The following is a 24,753-nucleotide window of genomic DNA, read 5'->3' as shown; positions in this document are numbered from 1 at the left end:
AAAGCATAGATAGTTTCTGATAGTTATAATAGGTATGTTATACGTTACCACAAATATTTGGATATAATATTAAACATTAATCATTATACCTATATTTTATTGATTTAATTATATGAAAACGTTTGACATATTATATGCGCGTCTATAAAATTGGTTTTGAATAAACCTTCATCTAGGGAGGAACAAGATTGTTAGGATAACGCTTTCATAAGTTGCATTAGTTTGATGATTTCTCAGACCTTATGAAGCAAGAGTGTATAAATTGAAATAGAAGGAGAACGCCAATATGCAGATTAAAAATGAAGCTATGCTTATCACTTACGCAGATAGCATGGGAAACAATTTAAAAGAACTAAACGAAGTACTGGATACACACTTGCAAGGAGTCGTGGGTGGGGTTCATTTATTGCCGTTTTACCCCTCTTCGGGCGACCGGGGATTTGCTCCGATGGATTATACGAAGGTTGATTCGGCTTTTGGCGACTGGGCGGAAATCAAAGAGATGAGCGAGAAGTTCTACATGATGTATGATTTCATGATCAATCACATTTCACAGCAGTCTCCATACTTTCAAGATTTCCTTGAGAAGAAGGATGAATCGCAATACAAGGATTTATTTATTCGTTACAAGGATTTCTGGCCTAACGGTGAACCAACTGAGGTTGATGTGGATTTAATTTATAAACGTAAACCGCGGGCGCCATACGTAGAGGTTACTTTTAAAGATGGGACGAAGGAAAAGGTTTGGTGTACGTTTGATGAGCAGCAGATCGATCTGGACGTGACTACCGAAACCACGAAGAAATTCGTGAAAGACAATCTGACCTTCCTTGCTGATAAAGGAGCATCGATTATCCGGCTGGACGCTTTTGCCTATGCCAACAAAAAGATGGGTACCAGCTGCTTTTTCGTAGAACCGGATATTTGGGAAATGTTAAATTTGTCTAAAGAAGTAGTGGAGCCTTATGGCGTAACTGTTCTTCCGGAAATCCATGAGCATTACAGCATTCAATTGAAGATTGCAGACAAGGATTATTATGTCTATGATTTTGCCCTGCCAATGTTGGTATTACATGCTCTATACAGTGGACAAGTAAATCGGCTTGCGCATTGGCTGGAAATCTGTCCGAGAAAACAATTCACTACCCTGGATACACATGACGGCATCGGTGTGGTGGATGTTAAGGATCTGATGACCGACGAAGAAGCTGAAATGACCAGAGAAAGCCTATATAGCCAAGGAGCAAATGTTAAGAAAAAATACAGCTCCGCCGCTTATAATAATCTGGATATTTATCAAATTAACTGCACTTATTATTCTGCACTTGGCAATGATGATCAGGCGTATCTTTTGGCCAGAGCTATTCAGTGCTTCGCCCCTGGTATTCCGCAGATTTATTATGTAGGTCTATTCGCTGGCGAGAATGATATTGAACTGCTCGAAAGCACAAAAGAAGGGCGCAATATTAACCGCCATTATTATTCTAAAGATGAAATTGCTGCTGAGGTACAACGTCCTGTTGTTCAAAAGCTGTTCGCATTGTTGAAATTCAGAAATAGCTGTCCAGCTTTTAATGGTGAGATCAAGATTGAACAAGGTAGTGAGAATGAGCTGAACATCACTTGGAAAAATGAGAACAGTGTAGCGAAGCTTGAAGCTAATCTGTTGACCAAAGAATACACCATTCTTGCAGGTGAGAATGAAGCAAATATTACGAAGTTATTTTAATATTTCATATGTTATCGAAGGGTGTTCCAAAGGCTGGGTCAATGGCTGCTGGAGCACCCTTCGTTTTGGAGTATAGGTGATTCATGTTATGAACTGTTTTTGGTCCGTCTGAATTCTATTGGTGTAAGGCTGAAGTTGCGTTTGAACATCCGGTGGAGATAAGAACTGCTGGTGAAGCCAGTTACTTCAGCAATATCCGATACCGATAAATCACTCTCTACAAGCAGGCGGCATACTTCCTTCATCCGTACCTCCATGATGACATCCACAATAGTGGTTAGGGTCTGCTGCTTATAAAGTCTGCTGACATAGATTGGAGACATATTAAGTTCATCGGCAATTTGGTTCAGACTTAAGCAAGGGTCCATGTAAGATTGCTGAATGGTTTGGTTGATTTGCCGGATTAGATCGCTTTGCTTGGAGCTGCGCTTATCCGCTTGGAATTCCTGAATATGATCAAAAAGCTGGTAAAAAGCTGCCTCAAATTCTTCTATTGTTTCATAATGTTCAAGCGAAGGCATCACCATTATCCCTTCGGTGGGGGTAGGACTAAGCTTCTTGATGTTATCGACAATTCGTTTAATCGTTAGCGTCACCCTTGAAACAGTAAGTTCCAGCACATGATAGGGATATTGCTCCATTTGACGTACCATTTCGGAGAAGTGACTGCGGGCTTCGTCTGTTCTGCCACTTGTGAGCGCATCGACCAGCTTTTTTTCGCTGTCAGCCGGGTAGGAGTAAAGATTGTTCTGAAGCTCGCTAATGCGCTCAGCATTGATCAGGCTGCCATGACCATAAAACAGTCTATGTTTGGAAGCTTCTCTGGCCTGACTGTACAGCCGGTTTAGTACATCTGGATTATCACTGATAGGGCTGTACACTAACGACAGTCCGATTTTTAAATAATCACAACAGGCCACACGGATCTGCCGCAGCAGCACTTCAATCAGCTCGGTATCCAGATGCTCAGTGGAGGTCATGCTGCTAAGCAACATGACCACACTATCGTCATTCATATCTACAGTTTCCACCTGATAAGTCTGTCCACAGATCTCTGAGGCAATATTCATGATGGCAAACTTGTACGGAAGGAGATAAGAGCCTCGTTCCTTTCGCAGAGCTTCGTACTCATCAATGCGTAGTAATACTAGCCGGTAGCCCTCGTTTAAATTAAAAGAAATACCCAGTTGTTGAACATCATTTTGCCGGCTGTTATGAGGAGATTTAATGCCAAGCACCAGATTGCGTAATGAGTTCTGCCTGATCGTGAACATGCTGTTACGTTTATCTGCCTCAAGGGTGTTCATTCGGCTTACGATCGAATCAATCGGCAGATAAAGCCGTTTGGACAGTACCCTAGAAATAACAAGACCGAACAATAAAATAATTAAAGAAATCAGAAGCGTAGTATTGCGGATATGATTGGTCTGTTCAGTAATTACCTCATAAGGAGTAATGCGCACATATTGCCAGCCAAGCGAATCGGGCGAAGTATAGGACACCAGTGATTTATTCCCTCTAAAAGGGGCAGTAAAATAGCCGGCAGAACGTGCTTTTACTTGATGCTCCAGCCAACTGTTTTCATCCCCGGAGAGCTTCTCCAATGTCAGCTTATTCCCCGACAGAAAACGGCCTTGGTCATCCAAAATGTAGGTACTGCCACTACCGGGTGTATTGCCGTTAGCCAGTTCTTTATTGATCCAAGCCGCGGATATGTTAACAATAACCGCAGAGTTAATAGAGCGGTCCCAATTGATCGCATCATAGCAAAGGTAAGTATAGACTGAGATGGTTTTTTTCTCAGGTTCATCTATGGAATAGGTTCGCGGAATCGGCGTAAATGTTTTGTAATCCTGATAATGATTCAGCATCTGAATAATTTCAGTGTCCACCAGTTCGCGGGTGGTGAATACGCCATTCTGGCCCTGTGCTGCCGAAATATAAACCGTGTCATTATTCGGATTATATACATAGATGGATTCAATATAAGGCATGGAATTTAAGTAGTTTCCGAGATCGGACATCGCCGCGGTTACCTCATAAATAGAGGGCTTGTTGTAGAACAACAGATGAGAAATCGTGCTGGTTCGATACAATTGAAATGAAAGCGTTTGCGCGACTTCAGCCATGTTGACCACTTTTTTGCCAGTCTGGGTCAGATCCCTTAGATCGGAGCGAAAGGTTTGCGTCTTCTCGACGCCGATGTAGTACGTATAGTAAACAAAAGTAGAGATAAGAAGGGTTAACGATATGCACAGGGTTATGGTGGTGAGCAGCTTGCCATACAGTAGTCTTTTTCTCCGTAGATCATTATTCTTCATACCGTCCCCCCTAATCATCATATGACTTACTCGGACAAGACTCTGGATGAATTCATATTATGAAGTTCCTTTATTATAAGTCCCCAAGAGTGAACAGAACAGTGGAGCAACCTTAGAATCCTGCATTTTTCCAATCTGAAGGGAGTGAACAAATTAAATATTCGTGTACAAAACAGTCTTTTCTACAAGGATTATAAGGAGTTAGCGAAGCTTGAGAAGCTCAGTGGGTCTCCGAAGACTTTTACATAAACATCCTGATTGTTCAGTTCCTGTTTCGCCAGTTTGTGCAGTAAGGCTTGTAAGCTTCACTTCTGTGTTCAGAAGAATCCCCCTATAGTGGAATTATGCAGTTTCTATATTAAGGGGAGTGAGAGATCTTGAGCCAAACCTCATCCAAAGGAATTTCAAACGTCGAACTTGGCATCCAGGCTGATGGTAGAGCACGCTTACGAACGACAAGAAAGAAGAAAGGATTGTTGTATGAGCTGGTGCACAATCGGGTAATGTTTCTGATGCTGCTGCCCACCTTGATCTTTTTTCTGGTGAATTCCTATTTTCCAATGGTAGGCATCTATTATGCGTTCACTCAATTCGACTTTAACAGCAGCATGTTCAACTCCAAGTTTGTGGGATTACAGAATTTCGAGTTCCTCTGGAGATCCGGTACGCTGGTGAAGCTCACGATGAACACGATAGGATACAATATTGCTTTTATTGTACTAGGGAATGTGCTGGCAATTGTCTGTGCGATCCTGCTGAGTGAGCTCAATGGAAAATGGTTTAAAAAGATTAGCCAATCAGTAATGTTTTTGCCTTACTTCGTATCTTTTGTAATTCTCAGCGTAATTGTCTACAACTTGTTTAATTATGACAGCGGTTTCTTAAATACAATGCTTACCCAATTTGGCCTTGATCCGGTCGACGTTTACAGTAAACCTTGGGCATGGATCTTTCTGATCATTATCTTTTATCTATGGAAAAATCTTGGCTACAGCATGGTGATTTATCTGGCGGCGATTACGGGGATTAGTGACGAATATTATGAAGCGGCCCAAATTGATGGCGCTAATATTTTCCAGCGGATTTGGTATATAACGGTGCCGATGCTGAAATCAACCTTTGTGGTGCTGCTGCTCTTTGCGCTCGGGAGTATTATGAAGGGCCAATTCGATCTTTTCTATCAATTAATAGGCAATAACGGGCTGCTCTACAATACGACGGATATCCTTGATACCTATGTATACCGTTCGCTTAAAGTAACCTTTGATGTGGGCATGGCAACGGCTGCCGGGGTCTATCAATCCTTGTTCGGCTTCGTCCTCATTATGACGGTCAACTACATTATCCGCAAAATAAACGATGACTACGCCCTGTTCTAGGAGGATAAGAAATGAAAATTCAAAAGGATAAATATACGCGAATGCTTCATTGGATTGCCTATGTGGTCATTATTGGCCTGTCGATCGCTTGCCTGCTGCCCTTTTTGCTAATTATCTCTGCGTCTTTGACCAGCAATGAGTCCATTATTCGCGATGGCTATCATCTGATTCCGGCACAGTTCTCACTGGAGGGCTACAAGACGGTATTCATCTTCCCGGATGAGGTGCTGCGGGCATATGCGGTCACAGTCAGCACAACTGCGATTGGAACGGTAATGGGACTATTTTTCATGACTATGGCGGGTTATGTACTGGCGCGTAAAGATTTCAAATATCGAAATAGCTTTTCCTTCTATATATATTTTACGACTTTGTTTGGGGGAGGACTTGTCCCGTGGTACATCATGATTACGAAATACCTCGGTCTGCTGGATTCCTATGCGGTACTGGTGCTTCCAGGTCTGATGACGCCATTTTTGATCATTTTAATGAAAAACTTCATCAAATCAGCAGTTCCTGAGGAATTGTTCGATTCTGGCAAAATAGACGGGGCCGGTGATTTCCGGATTTACTGGCAGATTGTACTCAAGCTTTCCATGCCGGGCATCGCTACAGTCGGTTTGTTTCTGGCTTTGTATTACTGGAATGACTGGTTCACCTCTTCACTGTTCATCAATGATACGCATAAATATCAGCTGCAGTTCTATCTGTACAATGTTATCAATTCAGCACAGTTTATCGCACAGATGGGGGCGGGAACCGGGGTGTCACTGGCTACGGAGGTCCCTGCTGAGTCTACCAAAATGGCGATGGCAATTGTCGTGACGGGACCTATTCTTTTTCTGTACCCGTTCGTTCAGCGTTATTTTGTCAAAGGCCTAACCATCGGCGCTGTAAAAGGTTAGAACCGCAACCTGCCCACTACCGGGTTAAGGTACAGTCGGCTAACATAGAAGCATAGTGAAAAGGGAGGATTCAGATGAATAAACAACGGGGCAAACGCATGTCTATTCTGCTTACGTCAGTATTGGGCTTGACGCTGCTGGCAGGCTGCGGGGGGAATTCTAATTCTGCAAACGGAGACAATGCGGCGGTAAAAGAGAGTAATAGCGGAGGAAACACAGCACAAAGTACGAACGCAGGGACGGAGGAGAAGACCGGACTGGACACTTCCAAAAAGGTCGAGCTGCAATTCTATATGCTAGGCGATGCGCCGAAGGACCTCTCAAGCATTGAAGCGGAAATTAACAAAATGGCCGAAGAGGATCTGAATGCAACCGTTAAATTCAACTATACAACCTGGACAGATTGGGATCAGAAATATAAGCTGCTGCTGTCGTCGGGTCAATCAATCGATCTGATCTTCACTGCGGACTGGACACAATATCAGGCTTATGCGAAAAAGGGAGCTTTTTTAGCTATAGATGATCTGCTGCCGAAAGCTGCCCCAGAGCTCCAGCAATTCGTACCACAGGAAATGTGGGATGCTGTGAAGATTGATGGCAAGATTTACACCGTTCCAGCGACTTATAAGGAGTATGTAACGAACGGCTTCGTATGGCGTGAGGATCTGCGCAAGAAATACAATCTGCCTCAGCCGACAGATCTGGCTAGCTATGAAGCATACATGGAAGGAATCAAGAAAAATGAACCGCAGATGTCACCTGCTTCTTTTAACAGTGATGTTAGAGGTAACATTCATGATGTATATTCAACACTTACCGCACAGGTCGGCAGTCCGCTGCCTTATGGTATTGGTATTAAGTACGATGATCCTTCAAAAGCTTATCTGTATTGGGGCTCGGAGGAACATAAAGAAGAGCTGCTGACGATGAGACGCTGGCAGGAAAACGGATTGATTTCCAAAAACGTCCTGAACTTGAAGGATACCATCCAGGCTCCGATTATCGCGGGCAAGGCAGCAAGCATCTTCGGAGATAATCCGACTCGCTTCAACGATACGTTGATGAAGGTGAAAGCAGCACATCCGGATTGGGATCTAGGTTACTATCCTTATGGCAATACCATTGGTTATGCAACACCAGTTCATCCTATTCATAATGGTTTCGCCATTCCGAAGAGCAGCAAGAACCCTGAACGTGCACTGGCCTTCTATGAAAAAATGGTCATGGATAAACGTTATAATCAGCTGACACAATACGGTGTGGAAGGAAAGAACTATAAAATTGATGCGAACGGCTACTATGAACTTATTGGAGATGCTTCAACGAACGGTTTTACACGCGAGGGAATGAATGGCTGGGCCTGGCGGAATCCGGAGCTCATGCTATTTGATAAATCCTATGATGGCGTGAAGGAAATTTTCGCTGAGCTCGACAAAATTCAGAAGCCGGATATTTTCACCGGTTTTGCTGAGGATTATACCTCTTATCAGGCGGAAAAAGCAGCACTAGAGCAGGTGGAAAAGCAATACCTGTATCCATTGCAAGCTGGATTAGTAGAGGATGTTGATGCGGGTTTAGCCACCTTTATGGAAAAGGCTAAGCAAGCCGGTCTTGAGAAAATCCAGACCGAATATATCAAGCAATGGGATGCTTATGTGCAGGAGAAGGGTTTGAAATAATAAAAGTAGCAAGGGAGGTTCCTTAAGCCTAATGGCAAGGAGCATCCCTTTTTTTGTGTTCTTTAACGTACTCAGATTTACGAGAAACGTTGACGGAATTCCCGTGGAGTGGTTCCTTCTATTCGAATAAAGCTGGAGCTGAAGTAAGGCGCCTGATTGAAGCCAACTTCCTCGGCTATACGGGCAATTGTGTAGCTGGTCTGCATCAGCAAAAGTTTACTTTGCTGAATCCGATAATGCAGCAGATATTCCATCGGCGCACAGCCGTATTCCTTCTTCATGCAACGAGCGATATATACAGGGTGAAAGCTTAGACTTTCCCCGAGCTGCTGCGCAGTGATATGCTCACGAAAATGGCTGCGTAAATAGGAGGCCGCTTGCTCTGCACATATTTTGGAGGGTGAGGGGCGCTCATGGCTGAGGGAGGCGGATAACTGCTGAATAACCTCCTGAAACAACAGCTGCTGCTGAAATGGAGTATCGCTTAAATGGGAATTAGGCACAAGCTGATTCAGCTGTGAGAGCAGCTCTTCCATCTTGGACGGCTGCAGCAGAGTTGTATATTGAGGCAAGCGTAAGCTAAACGGCCGGATATCAAATTCGTCAGATTGCAGGGAGTTCTCTATTTTGACGTTGTCTTTCTCAAACGTAGCAGTCGTATCCTCGGTCATATTCCAGTCGCCCACCGTTTGAAAATGCAGCCAATAATAAGAGGTGGATTCCTTGCAGCTATCCGTACTGAAATGATGGCTGTCTGGACGAAGTAAGAGCGCCTGACCTGCTTTTACTTGAAAAGGGAGACCGCCTTCACTCATATATAAACAGCCTTGTTTAACTACAAGCAAATCGAACACCCGGGTATTATGGCGGCTCATATGATAATGGCCGGGGGAGAAAGTATGGAATCCGCTTACAATGTAGTACAGCAACGGAGGAACGGTGAAGTTCAAGATGTTCATGTCAGAAGCTCCTTTTAGTGAGGTTGGAATAATGTAATAATTGGTTTGAAATCTGTACCATCATCCAAAGTATATCATCTATAATTTAGTCTGAGCTAATGAATAAAGATGTTATTTTTTAGGCTGAGTCTGTAGGCATGGTTTACGAGGAGGGTTTGTATAGTGAAAAAAGAAAGACAGGGTTTTGGACTCTGGGTATTGGCTTGGCCTATATTTATAGAGATATTTCTACAGACTCTGCTGGGTACGGTAGATACATTAATGGTCAGCCGTATCTCTGATGATGCAGTCGCCGTAGTCGGCATTTCCAATCAATTGTTCGGTGCATTGACCACACTTTTTACAACATTTGCGGGTGGAGCGGGGATTCTGATCGCACAGAGAATGGGCTCCAAACGTTTTGGTGAAGCGCGCACGATTGCTATTATGGGGGTAACGGTTAGCCTCGTGTTGGGGATTGTCGTGAGTATTGTATTGTTTTTCTATGCGGGCCCTATTGGTGGGGTTCTAAATATAGCACCTGAGCTATTGTCACTTTCCAATGTCTATATCTCCTACGTCGGCGGTGGACTTTTTATGGTCGGAATGATTGCTTCCCTCGGTACCGCTATCCGGAACACAGGGAATACCAAAGGGCCGATGTACACAGGGATTATAATCAATGTCATCCATATAATTCTGAACTATATTTTTATATTTGGTGTATTCGGACTGCCACAGCTAGGCCTTGCGGGCATCGCGATCTCCAGTATTGTCAGTAGACTGGTCGGAGTGATTATTCTCTACTCCTTATTCCGGCGTTCTTTCGAGATCAAGGTTAGACTTAGAGATTTCCGTATATTCAATGGCAAGCTGTTCAAGCAAATTCTGAAGATTGCCTGGCCTCTCGGGATCAATTCTTCCTGTTGGGTATTCTCCCAGCTTATTGTGTATTCCTTTCTGGCTGCACTTGGAGCCGAAGCGTTAGCAGCACGCACGTATCTTAACACCCTGGAGTCCTTTTGCTTCACGCTTGGTTATGCTTTTGCGCTGGCGGGTCAGATACAGATTGCTCATTTATTCGGAGCAGGCAAACTGAAAGAAGCTTACCGCAGTGCATATCGTACACTCTTCATTGGTTTGAGCATTGTGTCAGCTAACATGCTGTTACTATTCCTGTTCGGAAAACAGCTGCTCGCTTATTTCACATCTGATCCGAAAATTATTGCGATCGGGGTTTCTTTGTTAGCTCTAAATCTATTGCTCCAGCCCTCCAAAATGCTGAATATGGCCCTCGGCAACGCGCTGAATGCCATCGGGGATACGCGTTATACGATGTATACTTCCATCGTGTCTATGTCCCTCATTGGCGTGGGCTGCTCCTATTGGTTAGGAATCAGCTTCGGCTGGGGACTCATAGGTATCTATTGTTGTATGATAGCCGACGAATTGGTGCGAGGTTTGCTTGTTTTGGCGCGCTGGAGGGGGCGAAAGGTTCTCCGCCAAGCGGACACCGGCTTGAGTGAAGAGAATGCTTCACTACATGGAGCGGGGAAAAGAAGCGCCTCGTTAACCACATAAGCGGGACTCTATAAGCCCAGCTTGATGGGCAATGGAGTGGTTTTAGAGTAGGACGTTGTTTGTGGAGTAGTGCTGCAGTAGTGCGACAGTAGTGCGACAGTAGTGTGATAGTAGGGAGGCTGTGGGAGGGCGGTAGTGGGGTGGTTGCGGGAGGGATGACGTTGTGCTTTCGGACTCAGATGCCGCTATTTGCTAATTTAGAGCCTTTTCCGGTTAGTTTCGGACTGGAGGGGCGCTATTCCTCGTGAAATGGCTCATGTAGGGGTAATTTTGCGGCAATAGTGACACTGGTGGACCTCTGTCAAGAAAGTGGACAGTCACGCAACAGACATTCTAGTCAATTGCTCAGCAAAACGAACTGGAGAAAGATACCCCAGCGCGCCATGCATTCGCTTGCGGTTATAGTAAAACTCAATATATTGAAAAAGTGTTTGGTAGGCTTGCTCCTTAGTTTTGAATCGCGGATTACAATAAATGAGCTCCTTTTTCAAAATGCTGTGCCACGACTCGATACAGGCGTTATCATAACAGTTACCTCTGCGGCTCATGCTGGACTCCATGCCATACGCTTTCAACTGCTTCGTGTATTCATGAGAAGTATATTGAGAACCTCTATCGGAGTGATGTAATAGACCCTTTTCCGGTTGTTTAGCTTCGTAAGCATCTTGTAAGGCGCCCGAAATTAAGCTAGTTTCCATATGGTTCTCCAAGCGCCACCCCACGATTTCGCGCGTGCAAAGGTCCATCACACTAGCCAGGTACAAGCGCCCTCCCCGGCAAGGAATGTACGTAATGTCGGTAACCCATACTGAATTGGGTCTGCGTATTTTAAATTGCTGGTTCAGCGTATTCGGGGAAATCGGATGGTCATGATTGGAGTCAGTGGTCTGTACCCGATACGTTTTGGAGACAATGGAGCGAAGCTTCATATGTCGCATGTACACACTCACCGTGCGTTCGGTAACGGTATAACCTTCTTGATGTAACAGGCGGGTGATCTTCGGACTCCCATACCGCTTTTGATGGTCTGTAAAATGATACTGAATTCGCTTCATTATCGCAGCCTTACGAAGCATATGCGTACTGGTTTTTTCTGTCCGCCACTTGTAGTACCCGCTCCGTGACACATGTAGGGTCATGCACATCTTCTCCAAGAGAAACTCGGAGCGATGTTTTTCAATAAACTGGAATCTCAGTTCCTTGGTTTGCTGAAGATGTGCACTGCTTTTTTTACGATCGCTAATTCCTCTTCCACATCGGCAATCTTGTTATCTTTTTCTTGAAGTTGACGGCTCATTTCTTTCAACTGTGCCTCGAGTTCCCGTACTCGATCCACGCTAGCTGCCGGTTCATTCTTTAGTTCTCGATACTGGCTCATCCATTGATGCAGGGTACTTTTTGGGATGTTAAGCTCTTCCGCCAAGTCGCCCACTGTCTTTGTTTGCTCTTGAATGAACTGCACTGTCTGTTTTTTAAACTCTTCGTTATACCGTTGTCGATGTTCTCCCATGTGAACACACCTCCGTGGACTCATTATCGCCAGTCTGTTAACTACTGTCCACTTTTTATTCTAGCTTCATGGAGTCCGATAGCTTATGAAAAGAGACGTTTGTGCGGAAATAACGGCTCTGGAGTCCGAAAGCGACTTTGAAAGCCCAAGTAACACCGTGCACCCAAGCGACAACGAGCACTTCAAGTAACATAGAGCAACTCTGTGGCTTAAAAATTGATTAGTTTAGGGGCAGTAGGGCGGTTGCGGGAGGTCTGGCGTTGTGCTTTCGGACTCAACTGCCGCTATTTGCTAATTTAGAGCCTTTTCCGGTTAGTTTCGGACTGGAGGGGCGCTATTCCTCGTGAAATGGCTCATAATGGGGTCGTTTTGCACCAATAGTGACACTGGAGTCCGATAGCTTATGAAAAGAGACGTTTGTGCGGAAATAACGGCTCTGGAGTCCGAAAGCGACTTTGAAAGTCCAAGTAACACCGTGCACCCAAGCGACAACGAGCACTTCAAGTAACATTAAGCATCCTGAGTAACGGCGAGCACTCTAGGTAACATTAAGCATCCCGAGTAACATCGAGCACTCCAAGTAACTTAGAACATCCCGAGTAACATCGAGCACTCTAGGTAACATTAAGCATCTCGAGTAACGGCGAGCACTCCAAGTAACATAGAGCAACTCTGTGACTTGAAAATTGATTAGTTTAGGGGCAGTAGGGCGGTTGCGGGAGGGAGGGCGTTGTGCTTTCGGACTCAGATGCCGCTATTTGCTAATTTAGAGCCTTTTCCGGATAGTTTCGGACTGGAGAGGCGCTATTCCTCGTAAAATGGCTCATAATGGGGTGATTTTGCGGCAATAGTGACTCTGGAGTCCGATAGCTTATGAAAAGAGACGTTTGTGCGGAAATAACGGCTCTGGAGTCCGAAAGCGACTTTGAAAGCCCAAGTAACACCGTGCACCCAAGCGACAACTAGCACTTCGAGTAACATTAAGCATCCCGAGTAACGTCGAGCACCCAAGTGACAACGAGCACTCCAAGTAACATCAAATTTGCTGATGCTTTTTTGAAAGAGGTTACCTCATGAGTAATTACTTCTGTGAGGGCCTCTTTTTTATGCGCGTATAAAGTTTAAGTTTGACGGTCCTCAAATTTGATTATTCATTCATATAGAGTTTGATTCTATGATATAAATGAGGTAGCCTTTATAGAATGGGTAGCCGTTATATAAATACATGTCAGTGAAGGGTTTGAGGGAAATGTTGTTGTCAAAATGGAGAGGGTTTTCGTTACTAGGGCTGCTCTTAATGCTTGTACTATTATCAGGCTGTTCTAAAGGAACAGCGCATGTCACAGTGAATAAGAATGGAAGCGTAGATTTTGCAGTGAATATGAAAGTGAATTCGCGGGCAGAAGCGTTGATTAGCGGAAAAATGGAAGATGCTCTGGTAAACAAACTTAAAGATCAGGGGATTGAGCTAGAGAAAAGCCAAGATGGAAAATCTACAGTCTATGAATTCATGAAATCTTATGCCTCTTTTGAGGAAATGAAAGCACTCTCTGGTGACTTGGATATTGTGGACCTGAAATTAGATACCAAAGATTATTGGTTTTATACCAAATATGATGTTGAGGCGAAGCCCAAATTAAATAGTTACATAGACACCATAATGGATAATATGGGATCGCTCAGCTTATCGAAGCCGATTATTCGGGCGTTTTTGCAAAACATGGCTTTTGACTTTAAATTAACGTTACCTGTGGATTTATATGGAGACAATAATGCAAATGTAGAAGACGGCAGAACCCTTACTTGGAATGTTACACTAGCGGATACAGAGCCAATTCAAATGCAGGTTTATGTGCCTAATGTATGGAATATCGTGATTGTGCTTATCATTTTAGTGGTGGTTATTGTAACTGCGATTATATTGTTTATCAGAAAAAGAAAGCAGCGTAATAGAAAACGTTTCTAAGTGGGTTCGTAAGGTTTAGGAAGTGCCGGGAAGCTAAGATGCTTTACCGGCCTTCTTTACTTTTTAGCAGGCACAGAGTTATAATTAGTACCAAGTACTAATATCAGATACTAAATGAAGAGGTGATTGGAATGACAGGTGCAAAAATTACCGCTATCGGAACCTATGTCCCAGCCAAAAGACTGACTAATGCCGATCTGGAGCAGATCGTAGATACAAATAATGAATGGATTGTACAACGGACCGGAATCCGTGAGCGCCGAATTAGTAGGCAGGATGAGTATACAAGTGATTTATGTGCAGCAGCTGTGCAGGATCTTATGACTCGTTATGGAAAAAGCGTTCAGGATGTCGATATGGTCCTGGTAGCTACGAGCACACCTGACTTTTCCTTTCCCTCAGTAGCTTCTTTGATTCAAAATCGTTTTAACATTCCACAGACTGCGGGTGCTATGGATTTGAGCGCAGCATGCGCGGGTTTTGTCTATGCACTGCATACTGCTCACAGTTATGTGGCTTCAGGAATGCATCGTAAGGTCCTGGTTATTGGTGCGGATACGATCTCCAAGATTACGGATTATACTGACCGCAGTACATGTATTCTTTTTGGGGACGGAGCGGGAGCTGTACTTGTGGAAAGTGATGAGCAGTCGACGGGATTTTTGGGCTTCCAGCTGGCAAGTGATGGCGGTGGGGCACATCATGTGTACCGTACGGGGCTTGCCCATACTGTAAACAATATTGAGCTGGTAGATACACAAATGCTGGTACAGAACGGACGTGAAGTGTTTCGCTGGGCGGTCAGAACGGTTCCTTTAGGTGTGCAACAGCTGCTTGAAAAAGCGGAGGTAACTCTGGAGGAAGTAGACTGGTTTATTCCACACAGCGCTAATATGCGCATGATTGAGCCAATTTGTGAGCGATTAAATTATCCGCTGGAGCAGGTGCTGCACAGTCTTGTGAATTTCGGCAATACTTCTGCTGCCACGATTCCTTTAGCACTCGATTTGGGCATCCGCGAGGGTAAAGTACAAAATGGACAAAAGATCCTGATGTATGGTTTTGGTGCCGGATTGACCCAGGCGGGGCAATTGATTGAGTTGAATTTGGATCATCAGGTAGGGATACCTACTCCATATTAAGAGGTGGAATTTGGCGAGTTGATGTCCAATGAATGTTTATAACGAAACGTTTCGGTTAATCAAAAAAAGACAACGCCGTTTGCGGAAACCCGCTTACCTTGGCTGTTGTCTTTTTTTTTGATTACTGAGTATTTAATTGACTGCCACAGGATTCACGTACAATAAGCACAGGCTCCACTACAAACGATCCACCGCCAGACTGATTGTTAATCAAGTCATAGAGCATATGGGCAGCGAGGATGCCAAGCCGTTCTTTGTTCTGGCGGATGGTCGACAGTTTTGGACTGGTATATTTACAGGCTTCAATGTCGTCACAACCGATAATTGCAATATCTTCAGGAACGCTGAGGCCGTGTTCTTTCAAAGCCCGGATGGCTCCCAGAGCCAGCAAGTCAGAAGCCGCAAAAATGGCTTTTGGTAAATTTCCGGCTTGAATTAATTGCTGCATAGCCGTATAACCGCTGGGCTCAAAGAAATCGTCGCCATGAACAAACCACTGACGGTTCAAAGTGAGGCCGAAGCTTTCAATAGCTTTGACATATCCAGATTCCCGCAAGTTAGAAATATCTGAATCCGCTGCACTTCCGATAAATCCAAGCTCTCTATAGCCAAGTAGATAAAAATGCTCCACGACCTTGGAAGAAACCTGAAAGTTATCTGACATCACAAAGCCAGATTTTTTGCCCTTTAGCTCAAGGTCGACCCCGATACAAGGAATACTGCTCATATCCAGATCGCGGATGGTAGGCTCCATCTTTTGCCCGGAAATAATGACACATCCATCCACATTAAAATGAACAGATCGAGCGAAATAATCGCCGCTGCTGATGAATTTCTCGTTGGAAAAGAAAATGAGATCGTAGCCCAGAACGCCCATCTGCTTTTTAAAGGAATTTAGCACTTCTACGAAAAAGGGATGGGTAAATTCGACATTAAGCTCGCCAGCAAAAATAACCCCGATCAGATTCGACTTCTTAGTTGCGAGTGTCTTGGCGGAGTTGGAAGGTGAATATCCGGTTTGTTCGATGATCTCCAAAACTCTTTGCTTGGTTTTTTCGGAAACATCGCTGTAATTGTTCATAATTTTCGAAACAGTCGAGACAGAAACGCCGGCCATTTCGGCAATCATTTTGATATTCATAGTTAATAAAGCCACCCTCCGCTAAATAGTTGAAATTTGAGAAAAAGACTGTTCTAGAGCGGTTATTTGCGAGTTATTATGAATAGGGTGAATGAAAATTCAATTATTTTCAGTCTATTATTATTGCCGAAACAAGTCAAATATATATTTCACTATGCAGATTTATTCCAAAATAATCTATGTAAAAAAATTCAAAATTACATCTTTACAAAAATAGAAAACTAAGCAACAATAGCATTGTCGAAACCGATTTCGATTTTTCGCTTGAATTACGAATATTACGAAATTCGAGGAGTGATGTTTAGGATGAAAAGGAATTTCACAGCAGCGCTTGCTGCTATGCTCCTTGTCACCGGGCTGCTATCACCGGTTGGGAGCATGAATGCTTCAGCGGCAGAGGCGTTAAAGGAAAACTCACCTGATTCAGCGGCAACGAAAGTGGAAAATGAACCAATCAATGGATTGAAAGCGTTTACCGATGTATCTCCAAGTCATTGGGCCGCAGGCCCATTACAGCGTTGGAGCGCAAATGGGATCATAAGCGGATATGACGACGGGTCGTTTCGTCCGGGTAAGGAAGTCACGAAGGCAGAATTCGCAGCTATTATGAATCGTATATTTAATTATCAGGAGCAATCGGATAAGGTTCCCGCTGATGTCCAGGCTACAGACTGGTATAAAAATGATATAGCCAAAGGGATTGCAGCTGGATATTTAAGCAGTGATCAGAAGAACAATATTTATCCTTCAAAAGCACTTTCGCGCGCGGAGGCGGCGTTAGCATTGGAGAAAGTGTTTCGTTTCAATGCAGACAAAAGCAGTACAGCAGCATTCACCGATCTGAACGGAGTCAGCGATGAAACCGCAAAAGCAATAGCTGTTCTATCGAGTGCAGGTTTTGTAAAAGGATATCCTGGAGGTTTGTTTAAGCCAGATGGTGGGATCACCCGTGCAGAGTTAGCTCAGTTGGCTGATCGAATGGTTTCGGGACTCCTCCTGAAATCAGGAGAGACTTCACTAGGAACAGTTAAGGGCAATGTAGTCATTAATCGGGCTGATGTGATTCTTAAAGACACGGTCATCCAAGGTAATCTTTATCTAACCGAGGGGATAGCTGACGGGAATGCAAAGCTTGAAGGTGTAAAGGTAACAGGGACTACTTTTGTACGGGGAGGCGGCGAGCAAAGTATCGGCTTATACCATACTTCTCTTGGACTGCTTCAAGTAGCCAAGCCTAATGGTAAGGTTCGGGTTTATGCCAGCGGGTCGACAGCTGTGGGTACAGTGCAGCTGCTATCTGGGGCAATCTTAGAAGAAAGCAGCGATCTTACCGGGGCAGGGTTTGGGGATGTTGAGATGAATGTCGTTCCTCACAATATTTCGCTTCGCGGAACATTTGCAGCGGTTCGTTCGGCAGACTCAGCAGTCAGCGGTTCTTTGTTAAGAATCCTTGGAACTGTCGGCAGCCTTACACTGGGAAGTCCGACCCAATTAACATTGGAGAACAATTCACAAGTGGCGGCACTAATCCTATCTGCGAGCGCTGGAGGTACAGCAATTCAAGGCAGCGGAAGCGTAACCACAATAGATAACAAAGCCGATGGAGTAACGATTGGCGGTGTAGCATTAAAAAAGGAAGCACTGGCAAAACAACATTGCCAATAGCAAGCTCAGCGCCAAGCAGTTCGGGGAATGTAGGTCCAATATCGACACCAAACTCCACACCTGAAGCAACGGCGGCACCTACGGCAACTGCTATGCCAACCGAAACACCAACACCAACACCAACACCAACACCAACACCAACACCAACACCAACAGCCACACCGACACCAACACCAACACCAACAGCCACACCGACACCAACATCAACACCGACACCAACACCAACACCAACACCAACAGCCACACCGACACCGACACCAACAGCCACACCGACAACAATACCAACAGCCACACCGACACCAACAGCCACACCGACACCAACACCAACACCAACACCAACACCAACACCAACACCAACACCAACACCAACACCAACACCAACACCAACCACTGATCCGTGGACACTGGTGTGGGGGGATGAGTTTGATGATGGAGAGATTGATGCCACAAAGTGGACCTATGACCTTGGAGATGGATCGCAATACAACAATCCAGGTTGGGGAAACAATGAGAAGCAGTGGTATACCAACGATGAGAAGAATGTAAAGGAACAGGACGGTAACCTGATTATTACGGCCCACAAAGAAGAAAAAGCTGGCAAACAATATACTTCTACACGGATTAAGACTAAAGGGTTGTTTAGTAAAAAATATGGCAAATTTGAAATTCGGGCCAAAGCACCTACTGGAAAAGGGTACTGGCCGGCGATCTGGATGCTGCCGGAGAACGATGTGTACGGGACTTGGGCTGCTTCCGGTGAGCTTGATATTATGGAAGGCTGGGGCAGTCGTCCAAACACGGTAGCGGGGACGATTCATTACGGCGGTATGGCGCCGAACAATGTATACTCCGGCAAAGAGTATGTATTTCCGGATAACGCTACGATTGAGCAGTTCCATACGTACTCTATTGAGTGGGAGCCGGGCGAAATTCGCTGGTATGTGGATGGTGAATTATATTCGACCAAAAATGACTGGTACAGCATCAGCAATGGGCAGCCTGCCAATAATGTGTATCCAGCGCCGTTTAATCAGAAGTTCCATTTGCTGATGAATCTGGCCGTAGGCGGTAACTTTGATGGTGATCCGACTAGCGAAACCGTATTTCCAAAATCGATGGAGATTGATTACGTTAGAGTCTACGAGCTGACAGGTCGTGAGTACCGCGAGCCTATTCCAGTTACACTGGAGAAGGAAGCCTATCCAGAAGGCTCCAAGCTTGCACTGGCAGACGGCAACATGGTCTATAACAACAATTATTCGGAGCAGGTGCCGGGGGATGGCGGTATGGGAATCCCAAATACCGCACATTGGGCACTTTATAAAGAAGCAGGGGCTGAAGCTACGGTTTCTACCGTTCCTATTGGGGAGCGCAATTATGTGAAGGTAGATATCAGCAGTGGGGGCGGGAATTTTTATTCGATTCAACCCCAAGCTATCGTATCTATAGCTAAAGGCAGGTTCTATAAACTCAGCTTCGATGCCAAAACCGATATGTCCCGCAGTATGAGCGTTCGGTTAACAGGTGGAGAATCTCGTGGATTTGCAGCGTATTCTCCATCGCTTAAGGTAGATCTAACTTCAGCGATGACGCATTACGAAACGATGTTTCAAATGAAGGAGAACTCAGATATTGCTGCACGCGTCGAGTTCAACGTGGGTACCAATACTTCACCGGTATGGTTTGGTAATGTCAGATTAGAAGAGATTGAGAATATTCAATTCCCGCATGATAGTGCGAAGGAACCGCTGGCCAACGGTAATCATCTGTACAATGGTACTTTCGATATTGGGGAACCCAATCGGATGAGTTATTGGCATACGGAAGCAGCTGGTGGTGCCACGGTAGAATCAAGCGTTAATGACGCTGGCCAGTTAAAGCTGCAGATTGGCGGCAGTGAAAATGGTGAGGTTCGGTTACTTCAGAAGGGAATTCAGCTCATTCAAGGGCAGGACTACGAGGTTACCTTCAATGCTTCAGTCTCCTCTGCACGCACAGGAACGGTCCAACTACTAGGAAAAGACGGCAGTGTACAGGCAGAACAACCGGTTAACTTAAGCGAAGGTGAGCAAAAAATTAAAGCCACCTTTATCAATCTTAGAGGTGCAACCGATCATGAAGGACAATTCGTATTATTGTTAAACGGGGCAGCGGATACAGTCGTTCTGGATAACTTCCAGATGATACGTACTAGCTTCTATTTTGATCCATCGCTAATATATTACCCGCTCCTGAATGGTGAATTTAACTTTGGGTTTAGCGCCTGGGACCGCCTATTGACAGAGCAGGGTGGTCAGAGCAGCGCTACGGTTGTAGATGGAGCAGCGAAATTTAGCATTACGAATACTGGCAGTCAGGCTTATTCTGTAATGTTGTTTCAGAACAACTTGAAAGCTGCTGCTGGAATGGATTATGTGGTTGAATTTGATGCCAGTTCAACCGTAATCCGCAAAATCGGGGTGAACGTAGAAAATGGTACGTATCAGGCCTCGTTCAGCAATATTCTGGAGGTAACGCCGGAGACGAATCATTACAGATTCGAATTCCGGCAAGGCAGCAAGGATACATTGTCTCTTAAATTCCTGCTTGGGAAGGTTGAGGGGATTAGTATTCCTCAAAACCATGATATTATCATTGACAATGTGAAATTTGAGATCAAAAATGCACCGGCCAAACCGCAGGAGCTGCTGAGCGACAGCAGTAATAACAGAGTTTCGCAGCCGATTGAGCTTACTTTTATCGACAATGCAAATTGGCGGAATCAAATCATGGCGGTAAAGGTTAACGGTACAACACTTAATGCAGAGCAGTACACTATTGAACCGGGAAAAATCACAATTGAAGCAGCAGTATTTCCGGCAGAAGGAAGTTATACCATTACTGTTGAGGCTGAACATTATGTTACTGCAACTGTCGCGCAGACTATTCTAGCTAATGATAACAATCTAGTCATCAATGGTTCGTTTGGCAGCGATAAGACGGGCTGGACTACATGGTCCGGAGAAGGTGGCGTCTCCGCGTTTAATGTGAAGGATGGCGTAGCTGAAATCCTGATTACGTCGGCCGGATGGGAAGCGTGGCATACACAATTTTTCCAAGAGGGTATTCCACTGGAGGGCGGAAAAACATATGAGGTGAGCTTCAAAGCAAAATCAACGATTCCGCGCCAAATTGTGTTAGAATACTCCAATACTTCAGCTGCTTCCGCGCAAGCTAAGTTTGATATTCATGCGGATTGGGCTACTTATACAGCACAATTTACGGTGTCGAACAGCAACCCGCTGAAGCTTAATTATCTGATCGGCAAAACGCTGGGCGCTGATCCTGCGGCTAACAGTACACCGCATACGATTTCTTTTGACGATATTGTGGTCAGGGAGGTACAAGGGGGTCCACCAGTAACACCGCCAAGCGGTACCCTGGATAATGGAACCTTCGATGTAGATGCAACGGGCTGGAGCCAGTATTTTGACGGAATCGGAACTGCTTCTGTTCAAGAGGGGGAATTTGCTATCAACTTAACAGGTACCGGGCAAGCCCCTTATAGCGCACAGGTGGATTACGAAAATCTCAAGCTCGTTCAGGGAAAGACGTACACCTTGAAGTTTAAAGCTCGTTCTACAGTAAACCGCAATATTCAGGTAGCTGTGGAGCATAAGGGCGGGGACTACACCAAATATATGGAAGCTGAGCTTGTAGCCTTGACCCAGAATATGGACGAATACAGCTACACTTTTACCATGAATGGGGCAACAGACGCTGGTGTTCATCTGGTGTTTTTGCTAGGGCTTATAGATGGGAATAGTACGGAGACGAATAGTGAAATTAGCGCGGGCAGTACAATTTATTTAGATGATGTAAGCTTGATCGAAGGGTAAACGAGAAAAAACGGCAGTGTTTTCCTTTTTACAGGAGCACTGTCGTTTTTTTGTGTGTTTTTTGTGGGTTTGACTTAAGTTTCTTTAGGGATAAATTCAAAAATTTTGCCACTCTCAAAAGATTCTATTAGTTTCAGCAACCAGCGGTAGTAGTTAATGGATTCAGTTATTTTTTCTTCATCTGTATTTAAGAGCTGCATAAGTTTACTATCGTCACTATACTCTTTTTTCATATCGTTAATTTCTGCAAGTGATTTCGCTAGTGAGATCATATTACCTTCGACGGCTTTTCTCCATTTAATAGAGAAGTAATCACTGAAGTTCTGATGCCAGTCAGGCACAGTGGTGAACAAGTCTTTGCGCGTCCCTCTCCCCCATACTTTGTCGATCATTTTCAGATCTAGAAGGGTACGGACTCCCGTACTCATGGACGTTTTACTCATTCCCATTGTTTTACTGAGTTCATCCAGTGTCACTGGACCTTGATTGAAGTACATATAACCGTATAAATGTCCAATAGACAAGGTAATGCCATACAGATCCATGTTTTTGCCGATAGAATCGATCACACGTTCACGGGCTTTACTAATCTTCTCTATTTGTTCGGGCGTAAGCCCTTCTAAATCGTTCATGATGTCCCTCCTGAGGAATAGGTCGATAGACTGCAACCTTATACAATGTATTGTAATCAAATCCCCCTCCATAAGTAAAGAATTCATGAAGAAAGGAATTTGGCGTAAAACAGAGTATTCCATACATAAAGTTCATAAAGTTAAAACTGTACACTAAATTTTATCCGTATATGGTGTTTGCATGAATTTTCAATAGTCCGGTAAACTACTATAAGTGAACTAAACCCGGATAACATTTCGGGAGAAGGAGGACGGCATGGCTATTATAGAGGTGAAACAACTAACCAAAGTATTCGGTCATGATGCGGGACGCGCGATTCCTTTATTAGAGCAAGGGATGTCGAAGGAAAAAATTGCTCAGGAATTGAAGTTGACAGTCGGAGTCAACAAAGCCGAATTCAGCATTGAAGAAGGAGAAATATTCGTCATTATGGGTTTGTCCGGCAGCGGTAAGTCGACGCTGGTTCGTTTGTTGAACCGCTTGATTGAGCCTACAGGGGGGCAAGTTCTTTTTAAAGGGAAAGATGTTGTGAAAATGAATCCGGAGCAGCTGCGCCAATTCAGACGGAAGAACATCGGCATGGTGTTTCAGAAGTTCGCATTATTTCCACATCGAAGCGTACTGGAGAATGCAGCATACGGGCTTGAAGTTCAGGGCGTAGATAAAAAGAAAAGAACTGAACTGGCAACAGAAGCCTTGCATCTGGTAGGTCTGAAAGGTTGGGAGAATCATCGTCCTGATCAACTCAGTGGAGGGATGCAGCAGCGTGTTGGACTGGCACGGGGCCTTGCTAACGACCCGGATATCCTGCTTATGGATGAGGCATTTAGTGCACTGGATCCGCTTATTCGTAAAGACATGCAGCAAGAGCTGCTGGAATTACAGGCCAGAGTGAAGAAGACCATCGTGTTTATCACTCATGATCTAGACGAAGCTTTGCGGATTGGAGATCGGATCGCACTGATGAAGGACGGAGTCATTGTGCAAATTGGTACACCGGAAGAAATCCTCATCCAACCTGCCAATAAATATGTAGAGCGATTCGTGGAGGATGTGGACTTGTCCAAGGTGTTGACTGCAGCTCATGTAATGCGTCAGCCGGAAACAGTCAGACCTGAACGCGGGCCTCGGGTAGCGCTTCAATTAATGCGTGACAGTGGTATATTCAGTCTGTATGTAGTGGACAAGGAAAATAAGCTTCTGGGTGTTATTACAGCTGAGGATGCCCTTAAGGCACTGAATGATAATAAATCTATTCTGGAAGTAACGCGGAGAGAAATCCCACGTGTTCAACCGGAAACGCTACTCAATGATTTCTTTGAATTAATATCTGAGACACATTTGCCTGTAGCCGTCGTAGATGAAGCGGATAAATTGAAGGGTATTGTGATTAAAGGAGCCGTTCTTTCCGCACTCGCCGGCAACGCGGTACCGGAAGGAGGATTATAATGGACATTCCTAAACTGCCTTTGGGAAAGGCACTCGAGTGGTTGGAAAATTGGCTGACGACTTATTGTGGGCCCCTGTTTGACTTCATCCATTCGATTATCGGTGGTATGGTGGCTGGCATTGAAAATGCACTTACCTTCCTGCCAGCATTAGTACTTATCGTGCTTATTGCAGCTTTGTCTTATTGGATCGGTAAATGGCGCATGGCACTATTTGCGGTCATTGGGCTGCTTCTGATTGATAATCTTGGATTATGGGGACCTTCTATGCAGTCCTTGGCCCTTGTTCTAACCGCCTCGATATTGGCTGTAGTAATTGGTGTGCCGATTGGTATTTTATGTGCGCAGAGAAATACCGTTAGAAATATAGTTACGCCTATTTTGGACTTTATGCAGACGATGCCGGCTTTTGTATATTTATTGCCAGCGGTATCCTTTTTCTCACTGGGCGTAGTTCCAGGGGTTATTGCTTCGATTATTTTTGCAATTCCGCCAACGATTCGCTTGACCAATCTCGGAATTCGTCAGGTTTCGGAGGAACTGGTGGAGGCAGCAGATGCTTTCGGATCGACACCTACTCAGAAATTGGTTAAATTGCAGCTTCCAATCGCTTTACCAACAATTATGGCAGGTGTGAACCAGACCATTATGTTGTCACTGTCAATGGTTGTTATCTCATCGATGATTGGTGCACAGGGCGTGGGTGCCTATGTATACCGTGCGGTATCACAGGCTAAGACAGGAGACGGATTCGAAGCAGGGATTGCGATCGTTATTATCGCCATTCTGCTGGACCGTTTGACACAGAACGCACTAAAACCAAAACAAAGATAGGAGT

At 44.7% G+C, this 24,753-nt stretch carries 17 protein-coding genes; 11 read left to right on the top strand and 6 right to left on the bottom strand.

The annotated features are described in order from the left end of the window. The first annotated feature begins 286 nt into the window (after window positions 1–286). Window positions 287–1,729: a sucrose phosphorylase gene (gene gtfA / locus MHI51_RS26060; RefSeq protein WP_342410144.1), complete on the top strand. Its 1,443-nt coding sequence runs from the start codon at window positions 287–289 to the stop codon at window positions 1,727–1,729. Between the two features lie 86 nt (window positions 1,730–1,815). On the opposite strand, the gene MHI51_RS26055 is transcribed toward gtfA, so the two are convergent. Further along, window positions 1,816–4,050, bottom strand: a complete 2,235-nt coding sequence (locus tag MHI51_RS26055; protein ID WP_342410143.1) for an AraC family transcriptional regulator — start codon at window positions 4,048–4,050, stop codon at window positions 1,816–1,818. 503 nt (window positions 4,051–4,553) lie between these two features. Here MHI51_RS26055 and MHI51_RS26050 point away from each other — a divergent pair. The 3 genes from MHI51_RS26050 to MHI51_RS26040 all read left to right on the top strand — a co-directional run bounded on the left by MHI51_RS26050 (window position 4,554) and on the right by MHI51_RS26040 (window position 8,013). Then, window positions 4,554–5,429: a sugar ABC transporter permease gene (locus tag MHI51_RS26050; protein WP_144024754.1), complete on the top strand. Its 876-nt coding sequence runs from the start codon at window positions 4,554–4,556 to the stop codon at window positions 5,427–5,429. A gap of 11 nt (window positions 5,430–5,440) precedes the next feature. Next, window positions 5,441–6,334 carry a carbohydrate ABC transporter permease gene (locus tag MHI51_RS26045; RefSeq protein WP_036685379.1) on the top strand — a complete coding sequence of 298 codons (894 nt, stop codon included), beginning with the start codon at window positions 5,441–5,443 and terminating at the stop codon, window positions 6,332–6,334. 68 nt (window positions 6,335–6,402) lie between these two features. After that, window positions 6,403–8,013: an extracellular solute-binding protein gene (locus MHI51_RS26040; protein WP_143761921.1), complete on the top strand. Its 1,611-nt coding sequence runs from the start codon at window positions 6,403–6,405 to the stop codon at window positions 8,011–8,013. A 77-nt stretch (window positions 8,014–8,090) separates the two neighbouring features. Here the strand turns inward: MHI51_RS26040 and MHI51_RS26035 are convergent, their stop codons facing one another. Beyond that, on the bottom strand, window positions 8,091–8,972 hold the full coding sequence (locus tag MHI51_RS26035) for an AraC family transcriptional regulator (protein ID WP_076220150.1): 882 nt from the start codon (window positions 8,970–8,972) through the stop codon (window positions 8,091–8,093). A 159-nt stretch (window positions 8,973–9,131) separates the two neighbouring features. Between MHI51_RS26035 and MHI51_RS26030 the strand changes: the two genes are divergently transcribed. Beyond that, window positions 9,132–10,532, top strand: a complete 1,401-nt coding sequence (locus MHI51_RS26030) for an MATE family efflux transporter (protein WP_405174076.1) — start codon at window positions 9,132–9,134, stop codon at window positions 10,530–10,532. Between the two features lie 317 nt (window positions 10,533–10,849). Here MHI51_RS26030 and MHI51_RS26025 read toward each other — a convergent pair whose 3' ends face one another. Together MHI51_RS26025 and MHI51_RS26020 are read right to left on the bottom strand one after the other, a co-directional pair. After that, on the bottom strand, window positions 10,850–11,713 hold the full coding sequence (locus MHI51_RS26025; RefSeq protein WP_405174048.1) for an IS3 family transposase: 864 nt from the start codon (window positions 11,711–11,713) through the stop codon (window positions 10,850–10,852). Between the two features lie 11 nt (window positions 11,714–11,724). Then, window positions 11,725–12,042, bottom strand: coding sequence for a transposase (locus tag MHI51_RS26020; RefSeq protein ID WP_036683594.1), 318 nt, complete (start codon window positions 12,040–12,042; stop codon window positions 11,725–11,727). A 1,249-nt stretch (window positions 12,043–13,291) separates the two neighbouring features. Between MHI51_RS26020 and MHI51_RS26015 the strand changes: the two genes are divergently transcribed. After that, window positions 13,292–14,008 (top strand): hypothetical protein, encoded by a 717-nt coding sequence (locus MHI51_RS26015; protein WP_339188459.1) that lies wholly within the window; start codon window positions 13,292–13,294, stop codon window positions 14,006–14,008. Window positions 14,009–14,139: 131 nt separating this feature from the next. Continuing rightward, a complete protein-coding gene (locus MHI51_RS26010) occupies window positions 14,140–15,150 on the top strand; it encodes a ketoacyl-ACP synthase III (RefSeq protein ID WP_076128027.1) in 1,011 nt (336 codons plus the stop codon). A 121-nt stretch (window positions 15,151–15,271) separates the two neighbouring features. On the opposite strand, the gene MHI51_RS26005 is transcribed toward MHI51_RS26010, so the two are convergent. Continuing rightward, complete coding sequence (locus MHI51_RS26005; RefSeq protein WP_076128026.1) at window positions 15,272–16,291, bottom strand: LacI family DNA-binding transcriptional regulator; 1,020 nt, start codon at window positions 16,289–16,291, stop codon at window positions 15,272–15,274. A gap of 306 nt (window positions 16,292–16,597) precedes the next feature. On the opposite strand from MHI51_RS26005, the gene MHI51_RS26000 reads away from it, so the two are divergent. Further along, on the top strand, window positions 16,598–17,956 hold the full coding sequence (locus MHI51_RS26000) for an S-layer homology domain-containing protein (protein ID WP_405173359.1): 1,359 nt from the start codon (window positions 16,598–16,600) through the stop codon (window positions 17,954–17,956). After that, window positions 17,947–21,834, top strand: a complete 3,888-nt coding sequence (locus tag MHI51_RS25995) for a carbohydrate binding domain-containing protein (protein ID WP_405173358.1) — start codon at window positions 17,947–17,949, stop codon at window positions 21,832–21,834. The genes MHI51_RS26000 and MHI51_RS25995 overlap by 10 nt, the downstream gene beginning before the upstream one ends. 74 nt (window positions 21,835–21,908) lie before the next feature. Here MHI51_RS25995 and MHI51_RS25990 read toward each other — a convergent pair whose 3' ends face one another. Continuing rightward, window positions 21,909–22,466: a GbsR/MarR family transcriptional regulator gene (locus tag MHI51_RS25990; RefSeq protein ID WP_036685364.1), complete on the bottom strand. Its 558-nt coding sequence runs from the start codon at window positions 22,464–22,466 to the stop codon at window positions 21,909–21,911. Window positions 22,467–22,722: 256 nt separating this feature from the next. Between MHI51_RS25990 and MHI51_RS25985 the strand changes: the two genes are divergently transcribed. Then, window positions 22,723–23,916, top strand: a complete 1,194-nt coding sequence (locus MHI51_RS25985) for a glycine betaine/L-proline ABC transporter ATP-binding protein (RefSeq protein ID WP_036685362.1) — start codon at window positions 22,723–22,725, stop codon at window positions 23,914–23,916. Next, window positions 23,916–24,749, top strand: a complete 834-nt coding sequence (locus MHI51_RS25980; protein ID WP_076099393.1) for a proline/glycine betaine ABC transporter permease — start codon at window positions 23,916–23,918, stop codon at window positions 24,747–24,749. Before MHI51_RS25985 ends, MHI51_RS25980 begins: the two co-directional genes overlap by 1 nt. Window positions 24,750–24,753: the final 4 nt, after the last annotated feature.

It is taken from the genome of Paenibacillus sp. FSL H8-0260 (assembly GCF_045040625.1).
GTDB classification, from domain to species: domain Bacteria; phylum Bacillota; class Bacilli; order Paenibacillales; family Paenibacillaceae; genus Paenibacillus_AQ; species Paenibacillus_AQ odorifer.
The sequence above is the reverse complement of the archived record's forward strand: the minus strand, read 5'-3'. Positions and strand labels throughout refer to the sequence as shown.